The organism is Streptomyces sp. NPDC017943 (genome assembly GCF_044328425.1).
Lineage (GTDB): Bacteria > Actinomycetota > Actinomycetes > Streptomycetales > Streptomycetaceae > Streptomyces > Streptomyces djakartensis_A.
On the sequence record NZ_JBIRHH010000004.1, the window covers coordinates 494,483 to 507,641 of the forward strand.

General features: G+C 68.9%; 13 protein-coding genes and 1 tRNA gene. 6 read left to right on the plus strand and 8 right to left on the minus strand.

Going from position 1 to position 13,159, the window contains the following annotated elements; all coding sequences use genetic code 11:
* Nucleotides 1-2: 2 nt before the first annotated feature.
* From ACH4C6_RS15835 to pknB, 3 genes are all read left to right on the plus strand, one after another.
* Nucleotides 3-1,460 carry an FtsW/RodA/SpoVE family cell cycle protein gene (locus ACH4C6_RS15835; RefSeq protein ID WP_398109149.1) on the plus strand — a complete coding sequence of 486 codons (1,458 nt, stop codon included), beginning with the start codon at nucleotides 3-5 and terminating at the stop codon, nucleotides 1,458-1,460.
* A complete protein-coding gene (locus tag ACH4C6_RS15840; protein ID WP_398109150.1) occupies nucleotides 1,457-2,935 on the plus strand; it encodes a peptidoglycan D,D-transpeptidase FtsI family protein in 1,479 nt (492 codons plus the stop codon). Before ACH4C6_RS15835 ends, ACH4C6_RS15840 begins: the two co-directional genes overlap by 4 nt.
* A gap of 168 nt (nucleotides 2,936-3,103) precedes the next feature.
* Complete coding sequence (pknB, locus tag ACH4C6_RS15845; protein WP_398109151.1) at nucleotides 3,104-5,125, plus strand: Stk1 family PASTA domain-containing Ser/Thr kinase; 2,022 nt, start codon at nucleotides 3,104-3,106, stop codon at nucleotides 5,123-5,125.
* A 96-nt stretch (nucleotides 5,126-5,221) separates the two neighbouring features.
* Here the strand turns inward: pknB and ACH4C6_RS15850 are convergent, their stop codons facing one another.
* The 5 genes from ACH4C6_RS15850 to ACH4C6_RS15870 form a co-directional block, all read right to left on the minus strand.
* Complete coding sequence (locus ACH4C6_RS15850) at nucleotides 5,222-5,971, minus strand: class E sortase (RefSeq protein WP_398109152.1); 750 nt, start codon at nucleotides 5,969-5,971, stop codon at nucleotides 5,222-5,224.
* A gap of 13 nt (nucleotides 5,972-5,984) precedes the next feature.
* Nucleotides 5,985-7,181, minus strand: a complete 1,197-nt coding sequence (locus ACH4C6_RS15855) for a class E sortase (RefSeq protein ID WP_398109153.1) — start codon at nucleotides 7,179-7,181, stop codon at nucleotides 5,985-5,987.
* The gene (locus ACH4C6_RS15860) at nucleotides 7,178-7,816 is read right to left on the minus strand and encodes an aminodeoxychorismate/anthranilate synthase component II (protein ID WP_398109154.1); all 639 of its coding nucleotides are present in this window, start codon (nucleotides 7,814-7,816) and stop codon (nucleotides 7,178-7,180) included. Before ACH4C6_RS15860 ends, ACH4C6_RS15855 begins: the two co-directional genes overlap by 4 nt.
* The gene (locus ACH4C6_RS15865; protein ID WP_369196916.1) at nucleotides 7,813-8,010 is read right to left on the minus strand and encodes a hypothetical protein; all 198 of its coding nucleotides are present in this window, start codon (nucleotides 8,008-8,010) and stop codon (nucleotides 7,813-7,815) included. The genes ACH4C6_RS15860 and ACH4C6_RS15865 overlap by 4 nt, the downstream gene beginning before the upstream one ends.
* A 168-nt stretch (nucleotides 8,011-8,178) precedes the next feature.
* Complete coding sequence (locus tag ACH4C6_RS15870) at nucleotides 8,179-8,961, minus strand: DUF881 domain-containing protein (RefSeq protein WP_398109155.1); 783 nt, start codon at nucleotides 8,959-8,961, stop codon at nucleotides 8,179-8,181.
* A gap of 140 nt (nucleotides 8,962-9,101) precedes the next feature.
* Here ACH4C6_RS15870 and crgA point away from each other — a divergent pair, with 140 nt between their 5' ends.
* On the plus strand, nucleotides 9,102-9,356 hold the full coding sequence (crgA, locus tag ACH4C6_RS15875) for a cell division protein CrgA (protein ID WP_369196914.1): 255 nt from the start codon (nucleotides 9,102-9,104) through the stop codon (nucleotides 9,354-9,356).
* A 255-nt stretch (nucleotides 9,357-9,611) separates the two neighbouring features.
* On the opposite strand, the gene ACH4C6_RS15880 is transcribed toward crgA, so the two are convergent.
* Together ACH4C6_RS15880 and ACH4C6_RS15885 are read right to left on the minus strand one after the other, a co-directional pair.
* Nucleotides 9,612-10,502 (minus strand): rhomboid family intramembrane serine protease, encoded by an 891-nt coding sequence (locus tag ACH4C6_RS15880; protein WP_398109156.1) that lies wholly within the window; start codon nucleotides 10,500-10,502, stop codon nucleotides 9,612-9,614.
* A 93-nt stretch (nucleotides 10,503-10,595) separates the two neighbouring features.
* Entirely contained in the window at nucleotides 10,596-11,123 is a 528-nt protein-coding gene (locus ACH4C6_RS15885; protein ID WP_369196912.1) for a peptidylprolyl isomerase, read from the minus strand.
* 339 nt (nucleotides 11,124-11,462) lie between these two features.
* Here ACH4C6_RS15885 and ACH4C6_RS15890 point away from each other — a divergent pair, with 339 nt between their 5' ends.
* Nucleotides 11,463-12,164, plus strand: a complete 702-nt coding sequence (locus ACH4C6_RS15890) for a DUF5324 family protein (RefSeq protein ID WP_398109157.1) — start codon at nucleotides 11,463-11,465, stop codon at nucleotides 12,162-12,164.
* A 164-nt stretch (nucleotides 12,165-12,328) separates the two neighbouring features.
* Here ACH4C6_RS15890 and ACH4C6_RS15895 read toward each other — a convergent pair.
* Nucleotides 12,329-12,401, minus strand: a tRNA-Ala gene (locus tag ACH4C6_RS15895).
* A 180-nt stretch (nucleotides 12,402-12,581) separates the two neighbouring features.
* Between ACH4C6_RS15895 and ACH4C6_RS15900 the strand changes: the two genes are divergently transcribed.
* On the plus strand, nucleotides 12,582-13,130 hold the full coding sequence (locus ACH4C6_RS15900; protein WP_243380052.1) for a DNA-binding protein: 549 nt from the start codon (nucleotides 12,582-12,584) through the stop codon (nucleotides 13,128-13,130).
* Nucleotides 13,131-13,159 lie beyond the last annotated feature (29 nt).

Genomic DNA, 13,159 nt, shown 5'->3' on the forward strand with positions numbered 1-13,159 from the left:
CGATGAGCAGTACGAATGCATCGCACTCGGCGACGCACCACACGTCCACGATCGGCGCGATCGGCGCCCCGAGCCGCCGCAACACCGAGCTGGCCCTGCTGGCGTTCGCCGTCGTCATCCCGGTGTTCGCCTACGCCAACGTCGGCCTGGCCATCAACGGCTCGGTGCCGCCCGGCCTGCTGAGCTACGGTCTCGGGCTCGGCCTGCTCGCGGGCGTCGGCCACCTGGTCGTCCGGAAGTTCGCCCCGTACGCGGACCCGCTGATGCTGCCGCTGGCGACCCTGCTCAACGGCATCGGGCTCGTCGTCATCTGGCGGCTGGACCAGTCCAAGAAGCTCCAGGCGAGCAAGCAGTTCGTCGAGGCGGCGCCCCGGCAGCTGCTGTACTCCGCGATGGGCGTGGCCCTGCTGGTGGCGGTGCTGATCTTCCTCAAGGACCACCGCGTCCTGCAGCGTTACACGTACATCTCCATGGCCGGTGCGCTGTTCCTGCTGATCCTGCCGCTGGTGCCGGGCCTCGGCGCCGACATCTACGGCGCCAAGATCTGGATCAAGATCCCCGGCCTCGGCACGCTGCAGCCCGGTGAGTTCGCGAAGATCGTCCTCGCGGTCTTCTTCGCCGGCTACCTCATGGTGAAGAGGGACGCCCTGGCACTGGCCAGCCGCCGCTTCATGGGGCTGTACCTGCCGCGCGGCCGGGACCTCGGCCCGATCCTCGTCGTCTGGGTGCTCTCCATCCTCATCCTGGTCTTCGAGACCGACCTCGGCACCTCGCTGCTGTTCTTCGGCATGTTCGTGATCATGCTGTACGTCGCCACCGAGCGGACCAGCTGGATCGTCTTCGGTCTGCTGATGTCCGCGGTCGGCGCCGTCGGCGTCGCCAGCTTCGAGCCGCACATCCAGACGCGTGTGCAGGCGTGGCTCGACCCGATGCGCGAGTTCGAGCTGTCCCGGGCCGGCGTGCAGGACGGGATCATCCACTCCGAGCAGGCCATGCAGGCCCTGTGGGCCTTCGGTTCCGGCGGCACCCTGGGCACCGGCCTCGGCCAGGGCAACTCGGACCTCATCGGCTTCGCCGCCAACTCCGACTTCATCCTCGCCACCTTCGGCGAGGAGCTGGGCCTGGCCGGCGTCATGGCGATCCTGCTGCTGTACGGGCTGATCGTGGAGCGGGGTGTGCGCACCGCGCTCGCGGCCCGCGACCCGTTCGGCAAGCTGCTCGCGATCGGCCTGTCCGGCGCCTTCGCCCTCCAGGTCTTCGTCGTGGCCGGCGGTGTCATGGGCCTCATCCCGCTGACCGGTATGACGCTGCCCTTCGTGGCGTACGGCGGTTCCTCCGTGATCGCCAACTGGGCCCTGATCGGCATCCTGCTGCGCATCAGCGACACGGCCCGCCGCCCGGCCCCCGCCCCCGCCGCCAACCCCGACGTCGAGATGACCCAGGTGGTCCGCCCGTCATGAACAAGCCCCTGCGCCGGATCGCGATCTTCTGCGGCCTGCTGGTCCTGGCCCTGCTGATCCGCGACAACTGGATCCAGTACGTCCAGGCCGACGAGCTCAGGTCCGACAAGAACAACCGCCGCGTCACCATCGAGCGCTACGCCTCGCCGCGCGGCGACATCATCGTCGACGGCAAGCCGGTCACCGGCTCCGCCGAGACGTCGGGCAGCGACTTCAAGTACAAGCGGACCTACAAGAACGGCCCGATGTGGGCGCCGGTCACCGGCTACGCCTCCCAGGCCTTCGGCGCGACCCAGCTGGAGTCCCTCGAGGACGGCATCCTCACCGGCAACGACGACCGGCTGTTCTTCCGCAACACCCTGGACATGCTCACCGGTGAGAAGCAGCAGGGCGGCAACGTCGTCACGACGCTGAACGCCGCCGCGCAGAAGGCCGCCTACAACGGGCTGAAGAGGCAGGGCGGCAAGGGCGCCGTCGTCGCCCTGGAGCCGTCGACGGGCAAGATCCTGGCCCTGGCGTCCTACCCGTCGTACGACCCGTCGTCCTTCGCCGGCAACTCCACGACGACGGACACCGAGGCCTGGCAGAAGCTGCAGAAGAAGAACAACCCGAACGACCCGATGCTCAACCGGGCGCTGCGCGAGACCTACCCGCCCGGCTCCACCTTCAAGGTGGTCACCGCGGCCGCGGCCCTGGAGGACGGCATCTACACGAGCGCCGACGAGAAGACGGACTCCCCGGACCCCTGGGTCATGACGGGCACCACCACCAAGCTGCCCAACGAGGGCAACATCCCCTGCAAGAACGCCTCCCTGCGCATCGCGCTCCAGTACTCCTGCAACACGGTCTTCGGCAAGATCGGCGCCGACCTCGGCAACGAGAAGATGCTGAAGGAGGCCAAGGAGTTCGGCTTCGGCGAGGAGCACTTCACGCCGGTCCGGGCCAACGCCTCGGTGTTCTCCGACGACATGAACCCCTCGCAGACGGCGCTGTCCTCCATCGGCCAGTTCAACACCGCCGCGACCCCGCTGCAGATGGCCATGGTCGCCTCGGCCGTCGCCAACGACGGCAAGCTGATGAAGCCGTACATGGTCGACGAGCTCCAGTCGTCCGGCGTCGACCCGATCACGAAGACCGACCCGGAGGAGATGAGCCAGCCGCTGTCGCCGGAGAACGCCCAGATCCTGCAGTCGATGATGGAGACGGTCGTCGAGAAGGGCACCGGCTCCAACGCCAAGATCCCCGGCGTCAAGGTGGGCGGCAAGACCGGTACCGCCCAGCACGGTGTGGACAACAGCGAGAACCCCTACGCGTGGTTCATCTCCTACGCCAAGGACTCCGACGGCAACGCGCCGGTCGCCGTGGCGGTCGTCGTCGAGGACGACAACGCGGTGCGCGACGACATCTCCGGCGGCGGCCTCGCGGCACCGATCGCGCGGGGCGTGATGGAGGCGGTCATCAACGACAAGAAGTGACCCCGCTCACGTCTGCTTCACATCGGTGCACGTTGCGGTACCGGTCCGGTATCGGCTGACGGGCTTGGCCAGGTCACACAAAACGAGCCGGGTACGGTAGGCCCGGACGGCAGCCTCCGACCGCACACGCTTCCGGTCGGGACCGACGGAGAGGGCTGGTAGGTAACCATGGAAGAGCCGCGTCGCCTCGGCGGCCGGTACGAACTGGGCCAGGTGCTCGGGCGTGGTGGCATGGCGGAGGTCTACCTCGCGCATGACACCCGTCTCGGCCGCACCGTGGCGGTGAAGACGCTGCGCGCGGACCTCGCGCGTGACCCTTCCTTCCAGGCCCGGTTCCGCCGGGAGGCCCAGTCGGCCGCCTCGCTCAACCATCCCGCGATCGTCGCGGTCTACGACACGGGCGAGGACTACATCGACAACGTGTCGATCCCGTACATCGTCATGGAATACGTGGACGGCTCGACCCTCCGTGAGCTGCTGCACTCCGGCCGCAAGCTGCTGCCGGAGCGCGCCATGGAGATGACGATCGGCATCCTCCAGGGCCTGGAGTACGCCCACCGCAGCGGCATCGTGCACCGCGACATCAAGCCCGCGAACGTCATGCTGACGCGCAACGGCCAGGTCAAGGTGATGGACTTCGGCATCGCCCGGGCCATGGGCGACTCCGGCATGACCATGACGCAGACCGCCGCCGTCATCGGCACCGCCCAGTACCTCTCCCCGGAGCAGGCCAAGGGTGAGCAGGTGGACGCCCGCTCGGACCTGTACTCCACGGGCTGCCTGCTGTACGAGCTGCTCACCGTCCGCCCGCCGTTCGTGGGCGACTCCCCGGTGGCCGTCGCCTACCAGCACGTGCGCGAGGAGGCCCAGGCCCCCTCGGTCTTCGACCCCGAGATCACGCCCGAGATGGACGCGATCGTCCTCAAGGCCCTGACGAAGGACCCCGACTACCGCTACCAGTCGGCCGACGAGATGCGCGCCGACATCGAGGCCTGCCTGGACGGCCAGCCCGTCGCCGCCGCCGCGGCCATGGGCGGGGTCGGCTACGGCGGCTACCCGGACGACCAGGCGACGACGGCCCTGCGCGCGGACTCCGGCGCGGGCGCCACCTCGATGCTGCCCCCGATGAACCCGGACGACGGCGGCTACGGCTACGACGACCGCCCCGACCGGCGCCGCGGCCAGCAGCGCAAGTCCAACACCTCGACGATCCTGCTGGTCGTGGCCGGCATCCTCGTCCTGGTCGGCGCGATCCTCATCGGCCGCTGGGCGTTCAGCGGTGACGGCGTGGCCAACGACAAGGTCTCCGTCCCCAACCTGGTCGGGGAGAAGCTCGAGGACGCCAGGAGACTCGCGTCCAACAGCGAGCTGGAACTGACCACGACCAACAAGCCCTGCGAGAACCAGAGCAAGGGCAAGATCTGCGACCAGGACCCGAAGCCGCCGGCCGAGGTCAAGAAGAACTCCACCATCGAGGTCGTCGTCTCCACCGGCGCCCCGAAGGTGACCGTCCCCAGCGTCACCGGCCTGAGCATCGACGAGGCCAAGGACAAGCTGGAGGACGACAAGTACGCCTTCCAGGTCAAGACGGAGACCCGGACGTCCCCCGAGGACCCGGGCAAGGTGCTGGAGCAGAACCCGACCACGGGCGAAGAGGTGGAGAAGGGTTCCACCATCACCCTCACCATCGCCAAGGCGGAGAAGAAGTCCACCGTCCCGGACGTGGTCGGCCAGAGCTGCGACGCGGCGAAGGCCCAGATGCAGGCCAACGACCTGGTCGGCAACTGCACCGAGCAGGAGACCGACGACCCCAACCAGGTCGGCAAGGTCGTCTCCACCACCCCGCAGGCCAACCAGCAGGTCGACAAGAACTCGTCCGTGCAGATGGTGGTGGGCAAGGCCAAGCAGCAGAAGAAGGTGAAGGTGCCCGAGGTGCGGCTGCGGCCGCTGGGCCAGGCCAAGCAGATCCTCCAGCAGCAGGGCTTCACCAACATCCAGGTGTCCGGCCCGCAGGACGACAACGCCATCGTCACCCAGCAGGACCCGCAGCCCGGCACCGAGACCGACAACCCGGGCGGCCAGACGATCACGCTGACGACGGCCGGCGGCGGAGGCAACAACAACGGCGGCGGTGACAACGGCGGAGGCGGCATCTTCGGCGGCATCACCGGCCGCAGCGAGGACGACTGACCGCCTCACGCAGGACGTACGGCAAGCGGACATACGGCAAGCGCCCCGGCACTCGACGAGTGCCGGGGCGCTTCGCTGTCGGGGCCCGCCGTCACCTCACCGCAGTTCCTTCGGCCATGTCCGCTGCTCGTCGACCTTCTCGACCCGCTCCAGCTCGCCCCACACGACGTACCGGTAGGTGCTGGTGTACACCGGGGTGCAGGTCGTCAGCGTGATGTAGTGGCCCGGCTTCTTCCGGCCGGACTCCTTGGGGACGGGCGACAGGACCTGGACGTTGTACTTCGAGGTCTCGGGCAGGATGCCGTAGACCTTGTACACGTACCACTTGTCCTTCGTCTCGAAGACGATCGGGTCGCCCTTCGCGATCTTGTCGATGTTGTGGAACTTCGCGCCGTGGCCGTCCCGGTGGGCGGCGAGGGAGAAGTTGCCCTTCTTGCCCGACATCGGCAGGGCCGCCTTGACGGGGTCCGTGTAGTAGCCGGCGACACCGTCGTTGAGGATCTTGTTCGAGGTGCCCTTCTCGACCAGCACCTCGCCCTTGCTCATCGCGGGCACGTGCAGGAAGCCGATGCCGTTCTTCGTGTCGAGCGCACCCGGGCCGCCCCTGCCGTGGGCCCAGTCGTCACGGACCTTGTCGGCCTGCTTGCCGGCCGCGCGGTCGGCGACCACGTTGGTCCACCACAGCGAGTAGACGACGAACAGGCCGAGGACCAGGCCCGCGGTGATGAGGAGTTCGCCGAAGAAGCTGACCGCCATCCCCATCGGACCGGGACGGCGCCGTGCCGCGGGCGGCCGGGCCCCCCTGCCGGTGTGCTCTTCTGAACTCGTGTCGGTGGTCGCTGCCACTGGTCATCTGCCCTTAACTGACGAGCGCATCCGGCTTGCCCTTGCTGCGCGGCCGTTCCTCGACCATCTTGCCCCAGACGATCATCCGGTACTTGCTGGTGAACTCCGGGGTGCACGTGGTCAGCGTGATGTAGCGGCCGGGTTCGGTGAACCCCGACCCCTTGGGGATCGGGTCGAGGACGCTCGTGTTGCTGGGCGAGGTCACCGGCAGGATCGAGGCCATCTTGTAGACGTAGTAGTCGTCCTGCGTCTCCACGACGATCGGATCGCCCGGGGAGAGCTTGTTGATGTAGCGGAACGGCTCGCCGTGCGTGTTGCGGTGGCCCGCGAGTCCGAAGTTCCCGGCCTTGTCGCCCGGCATCGCGGTCTTGAGCGCGCCCTCCGCGTAGTGGCCCACCATGCCCCGGTCCAGGACGCCCTTGCTGCTGGTGCCCTCGGCGATCGGTACGACCACGTCCAGCTTCGGGATGTGCAGCAGGGCGAATCCCTGCCCCGGCTCGAAGGTGCCCGGGTTGCGCTTGCCGCTCGCCCAGTCGTTCTGGAGGCTGCTGGCCTCCTTGCCGGCCTGGGCGTGGGCCCGGACGTTGGTCCACCACAGCTGGTAGGTGACGAACAGCAGCATCAGCACACCGGTGGTGATGAACACCTCGCCGATCGCCCGGCTGGCCACGACCGCGGCGCCGGGCTTGCGCGCCCGGGCCCGCCGCCGCGCCTCGACGCGGGACAGCGGCGCCCGCGCGTCCTCCCGGACCGGCTGTCCGGCCCCGCGGGCAGCCCTCCGGCCCGACGGCGGGGCCTCGGCAGCGTCTCCATGGCGCCCGCGGCGGCCCTTGGCGGCCTTTCTGCGGGCCGCACGGCCGCCGGAGGCGGATCCGGGTCCCCGCGCCCCGTCGGCGCCCGCAGAGCCCGCTGTGAAGTCCTCGCTGGGCGGCGGATCCGGCACCCGCAGCGCGACGGTCTCCTCGTCGATCACCGGCGGCGGCTGGTACTCCTGCGGCACCGGTTCGTACGACGCCGGGTACGGCTGCCGCGCCCCGGGCGGGAACGGCCCGCGCCCCGGGCCGGGCTCCTGCGGGTACGGCTGCGGCCCCGCCTGCGGACCGCCCCCGTGGGCCGCCGGCCCCGGCCACCCCCCGAACGCGCCCGGCGCCCCGTACGACTGCTGCCCGTACGAGGTGTCGGACTCGCGCTCGGGGCGCAGCGCGGTCACGCCGTGGCCCTGCCCACCACCGGGGCGAGCCCGGCCGACCTCGCCACCGCGCCCTCGTCGCCGCACTCCGCCAGCCAGTTGGCCAGCATCCGGTGCCCGTGCTCGGTCAGCACCGACTCGGGATGGAACTGCACGCCCTCGACCGGCAGTTCACGGTGCCTCAGGCCCATGACGATGCCGTCCTCCGTCCGGGCGGTGACCTCCAGCTCGGCCGGCACCGTGGCCGGCTCGGCGGCCAGGGAGTGGTAGCGCGTCGCCGTGAAGGGCGAGGGCAGACCCGCGAAGACGCCGCCGCCCGCGTGCTCGACCAGGGACGTCTTGCCGTGCAGCAGCTCCGGCGCCCGGTCCACCACACCCCCGTACGCCACCTGCATCGACTGCATGCCGAGGCAGACGCCGAAGACCGGGACACCCGTCGCGGCGCAGTGGCGGACCATGTCCACGCAGACACCGGCCTGCTCGGGGGTGCCGGGCCCGGGGGAGAGCAGCACACCGTCGAAGCCGTCCTGGGCGTGTGCCGTGGAGACCTCGTCGTTGCGCAGGACCTCGCACTCGGCGCCCAGCTGGTACAGGTACTGGACCAGGTTGAAGACGAAGCTGTCGTAGTTGTCCACGACCAGAATGCGCGCGCTCACTGGTTGTCCACCGTCACATCGTTGAAGGGAAGCAGCGGCTCCGCCCACGGGAAGACGTACTGGAAGAGGACGTAGACCACGGCCACGACCAGGACGAGTGAGAGCAACGCCTTCACCCACGCGTTTCCCGGCAGATGCCGCCAGATCCAGCCGTACATGCCGTCCCTTCCGTCGTACCACGGCACCAGACCCACGCCGTACAGCCACCAGACTAACGGCGCAGCGCCTCCGGTTTCCCGGCCTCCGCGGGTACCGGCCCCCGGACCCGTCCACCCGGAAGTACGTGGGACAGCGTCGAACACCTCGATGTCGGAGGGCACTGTTCTGTACGGGGTCGGTGGATGTACCTGATCGCGACAGGCCTACTGCTCCACGGGCTTCGCGTGGTGCAGGTCCACGGTGCCCGAGTAGCCGGGCAGCGTCACCGGGCCGTTCTCCTCGACCTTCCAGCCGAGCCCGTAGACGTTGACGTAGACCATGTAGTTCTGGATGGCGGGCGCCTCGGCCAGCGCCTTCTTCAGCCGCCCGGGATCCCCGACCGCCGTGATCCGGTACGGGGGTGAGTAGACCCGGCCCTGGAGGATCAGGGTGTTGCCGACGCAGCGCACGGCGCTGGTGGAGATCAGCCGCTGGTCCATGACCTTGATGCCCTTGGCGCCGCCCTGCCACAGCGCGTTCACCACGGCCTGGAGGTCCTGCTGGTGGATGACCAGGTAGTCGGGCTGCGGCTCGGGGTAGCCGGGGAGCTTGGCGGTGGCGTCCGGCGGGGCGTCGTCGAGGGTGACGGTGAGCCCTTCGCCCTTGAGCTTCTGCGTCCCCGCCCGCTTCTCCAGGGCCGCGAGCTTGGCGTCCTCCGCGCGCGTGCTGCCGTCGTCCCGCTCGGCCAGGGCCTCTATGTCCTGGCGCAGGGCTCCGTTGCTCTCGTCCAGCTCGCCGTTCTCCCGGCTGCGCTCGTGGATGAGGTCGGACAGCTTCAGCAGTGAGGTGTCCGTGCGGATGTTGGTGCCCTTGGCGGTGTTGAAGCTGGTGAAGAAGATGAGTCCGGCGAGAGCGAACACGGCCGCCGTGAGGATCCGCACCGGCCGGAGACGACGTGCGCGCGCGGGGGTGGATCCCGTCCCGGGGGAGTCGGCAGAATTGCTCAACGTACCCTTATCTCCTTCGGCGCGGCGGAAGCACTACGCTAACGGACGCCCCGGGGGAGCCATCGGAGTCCCCTCCCGCTGCCCCGAGACCGACCCAGTTACCTGCGCGGCCACGCAGCGCATCGACAGGAGAGACCCTCGTGCCGAAGTCACGTATCCGCAAGAAGGCCGACTACACTCCGCCGCCTGCGAAGCAGACGACCGCGATCAAGCTGACCAACCGTGCCTGGGTCGCGCCCGTCATGCTGGCCATGTTCCTCATCGGTCTGGCCTGGATCGTCATCTTCTACGTCACCGACGGCTCGCTGCCCATCGACTCCCTGGGCAACTGGAACATCGTGGTGGGCTTCGGTTTCATCGCCGCCGGATTCGGCGTCTCGACGCAGTGGAAGTAGCGGTCACCAGCCGGTGAACGCAGCTCTGCCAAGGGTTGTTCACTGAGTTATCCACAGCGGTTTTCCACAGGTGGAAAAGAAACGACGATCTGTGGATAACTAGTTGCGTGTTGACGCCGGTATGACGGAAGTACCACGAGTCGAAAATACGTTCGCCCCCCGTCTGACCTGCGGTGACGCAGGTAGGTGACAGGGGGCACGTATGTTCCCGCACCGTGTGCACAGGATCCGCCACCCGCTGTGGACAACGCCTGCTCAGGTGAGCTGCACGGTCCTCAGCACGGTCAGCAGGAGGACCACGCCCAGCACGACGGCGCAGGTGCCGTACTGCACCAGGGCGCGGTGCTCACGCGGGGCGTGGACCATGCCGTAGCCGACGACGACGCCGGCGACGAGGCCACCGATGTGGGCCTGCCAGGAGATGTTGAAGCCCGGGCTGAAGGTGAAGATCAGGTTGATCGCCAGCAGCGCGATGATGGGCCGCATGTCGTAGTTCAGCCGGCGCATCAGCACGGCCGTGGCACCGAACAGCCCGAAGATCGCCCCGGAGGCGCCGAGCGTCGCCGTGTTGGGTGAGGCCAGCAGGTAGGCCAAGGCGCTGCCCGCGAGTCCCGAGACGACGTACAGGGCGAGGTAGCGCACCCGCCCGAGGGCCGCTTCCAGCGGACCGCCGAGCCACCACAGGCTGAGCATGTTGAACGCGATGTGCCAGATCTCCTGGTGGGTGAACATCGAGGTCACCATGCGGTACCACTCGCCTCCCGCGACGCCCTGCGTGGGCGTGAAGGGAGCCGGGGGCCAGGCGCCGAGCAGGACGAGGTCGCTCAGCAGCGACTCGTGCACCGAGACGGCGATGAAGACGGCCAGGTTGATCCCGATGAGGATCTTGGTGATCAGCCGGGGGTCGGACGTGACGGCACCGCCGGCGATGGTCCGGGGCCGGGCGGCCGAAGGAGGGTGGCCGGTGCCGGAGCCGGTCCGGACGCACTCGGGGCACTGGAAACCGACCGAGGCGTCGACCATGCACTCGGGGCAGATCGGACGCTCGCAGCGGGTGCAGCGGATGCCGGTCTCGCGGTCCGGGTGCCGGTAGCACAGGGGGACGCTGTGGGCGTCCTGCGGGCTGCCCGCAGCCTGGTCGTCCATGGGATCCCCTCGGTCGTGGTGAAAAGGCCCGCCCTGCCCATCCTTACGGACGAGCAGGGCGATTGGTTCCCCGGGGCGACCTCGGTACCCGGCTCAGCGGGTCTCGATGACGACCGACTCGATGATCACGTCGTTCAGCGGGCGGTCGGTGCGCGGGTTCGTCTGGGTCGTGGCGATGGTGTCCACGACCTTCTGGCTGGCCGCGTCCGTGACCTCACCGAAGATGGTGTGCTTGCGGTTCAGCCACGCCGTCGGGGAGACGGTGATGAAGAACTGCGAGCCGTTGGTGCCCGGGCCGGCGTTGGCCATCGCCAGCAGGTAGGGCTTGTCGAAGCGCAGGTCCGGGTGGAACTCGTCCTCGAACTGGTAGCCGGGACCGCCGGTGCCGTTGCCCAGCGGGTCACCGCCCTGGATCATGAAGCCGCTGATCACCCGGTGGAAGACCGTGCCGTCGTAGAGCTTGTCCGTGGTCTTCTGACCCGTCTCCGGGTTCGTCCACTCCCGCTCGCCCTGGGCGAGCTCGACGAAGTTCTTGACCGTCTTGGGGGCGTGGTTCGGCAGCAGCCGGACCTCGATGTCGCCGTGGTTGGTCTTCAGGGTGGCGTAGAGCTGCTCAGCCACGATCTGCCTTCCGTTGTCTTTCTGTGACTCCCTGATCCTCGCATGGACGGGCCTCCGCGTCGCCCGGCCTCGGTGCAGCGGGGGGAAACCCTCGGCGGGCGGTCGCGGAAATCCGGCCGAGTCGCTCCGGGTCGGGGGCGGACGGCGACGATCCGTGGCATTGTCGACGACAAGCTCCTGTTGCCCCTTATTCATCCGCTATCGCACGTGATCGGCGCTCGGGCGCCCGTTTGCGTGACCCGGATGCCCGTCCGCGCATGCCCGGTCGTGCACCGAGAGGCATGATCCGTAAAAGGGTGGAAAGTCGAATTACCGTACGCCACCGAGGAGGAGGAACCCGTGACCCGCATCGACAGCGTGCGCGCCGCGACCGGTTCGGCGAAGGAGAGCGTGCTGCACGCCGCGGAAGTGGTGGCGCCCTACGCCGACACGGCCAAGGACAGGGCCGCGCACTACGCACACGAGGCACGCGTACGGCTGGCGCCCAAGGTGACGCAGGCCGCCGGGCAGGCTCGCGTTCAGTACGGCACGCACGTACAGCCGTATCTGGAGCAGGCCCGGACGCACGTACCGCCGAAGGTCGACCAGGCCGCCCATGAGGCTGCCGTCCGCACCCGCAAGGCCGCCCGTCAGGCGGCGGAGTACTCCCGCCCGAAGATCGAGCAGGCCGTGGCGGCGGCCGGACCCGTCACGACCGAGGCCGCGGCACGGAGTGCGGCCGTCATGGCCGCGCTGCGTGGACAGGTCTCGTCGAAGGAGATCCAGAAGCTCGTCCGCAAGCAGCAGCGGCGGGCCAAGGCCGGCAAGGCCCTCAAGACGCTGGTGATCCTGAGTGCCGTCGCGGGCGGTGCCTTCGCCGCCTGGAAGTGGTGGGACAAGCAGGCCAACCCGGACTGGCTGGTCGAGCCACCCGCGGCGACGGAGGTTCCCGAGTCGGGGCGTCTGTCCTCCGTGGACGGCACGGGCGAGTCGGTTCTGGACCCGGAGGTCGAGGCCAAGCAGGCCGAGGACGAGGCCGCTCAGCGCGACGACCGTTCCTGACGGCCGGATCCAACAGCTCGGCGGGACCGGAGACTTGGAGTCTCCGGTCCCGCCGAGCTGTTTCACGTGAAACACCCACGCGGGGAAGACCGCGGAAGACCGCAGCACGCACGAAAAAGACCCTCCGCATCTGCGTTTCCGCAGCTCGGAGGGTCTTTCCGTAGTGGAGCCTAGGGGAGTCGAACCCCTGACATCTGCCATGCAAAGACAGCGCTCTACCAACTGAGCTAAGGCCCCGGAAGGAGACGTCCGACCCGGGAACCGCGTCCCGGCGGGCGTCGGAGACCAGAGTACCGGGTCACCCCCGGGATTCCGCAAAAAGATGGGGGGTCCCCGTCGACGACCACTCTCCGTAAGATGCACGGCGTGGTTCGCTACCGCGAACCGCCGTACTTGGGGAAGCGATGGGGAGACGCAATGGACGCCGCACAGCAGGAAGCCACCGCAAGAGCGCGGGAACTGCAGCGGAACTGGTATGGGGAGCCACTGGGGGCGCTCTTCCGTAGGCTCATCGACGATCTTGGGCTCAACCAGGCTCGTCTCGCGGGGGTGCTGGGACTGTCCGCACCGATGCTGTCCCAGCTGATGAGCGGTCAGCGGGCGAAGATCGGCAATCCCGCCGTGGTGCAGCGGGTGCAGTTGCTGCAGGACCTGGCGGGGCAGGTCGCCGACGGCAGCGTCAGCGCCGCCGAGGCCACCGAGCGCATGGAGGAGATCAAGAAGTCGCAGGGAGGCTCGGTGCTCAGCAACACCACGCAGACGACGAGCAGTTCGGGAGCGCCCACGGTCAAGCGCGTCGTCCGTGAGATCCAGTCCCTGCTCCGCTCCGTCGCGGCCGCCGGCGACATCATCGACGCCGCCGAGACCCTCGCCCCCACCCATCCGGAGCTGGCAGAGTTCCTCCGGGTCTACGGCGCCGGCCGCACCTCGGACGCCGTCGCGCACTACCAGTCCCACCAGAACTGACCTCGCCCCGCTGCCGAAGGGGGTTCGGC

What these genes read in the sequence shown, in the direction of transcription:
- pknB (WP_398109151.1), top strand. Translation starts at nt 3,104, where the DNA reads ATGGAAGAGCCGCGTCGCCTCGGCGGCCGGTACGAACTGGGCCAGGTG.
- ACH4C6_RS15900 (WP_243380052.1), top strand. Translation starts at nt 12,582, where the DNA reads ATGGACGCCGCACAGCAGGAAGCCACCGCAAGAGCGCGGGAACTGCAG.
- ACH4C6_RS15840 (WP_398109150.1), top strand. Translation starts at nt 1,457, where the DNA reads ATGAACAAGCCCCTGCGCCGGATCGCGATCTTCTGCGGCCTGCTGGTC.
- ACH4C6_RS15835 (WP_398109149.1), top strand. Translation starts at nt 3, where the DNA reads ATGAGCAGTACGAATGCATCGCACTCGGCGACGCACCACACGTCCACG.
- ACH4C6_RS15880 (WP_398109156.1), bottom strand. Translation starts at nt 10,502, where the DNA reads ATGGACGACCAGGCTGCGGGCAGCCCGCAGGACGCCCACAGCGTCCCC.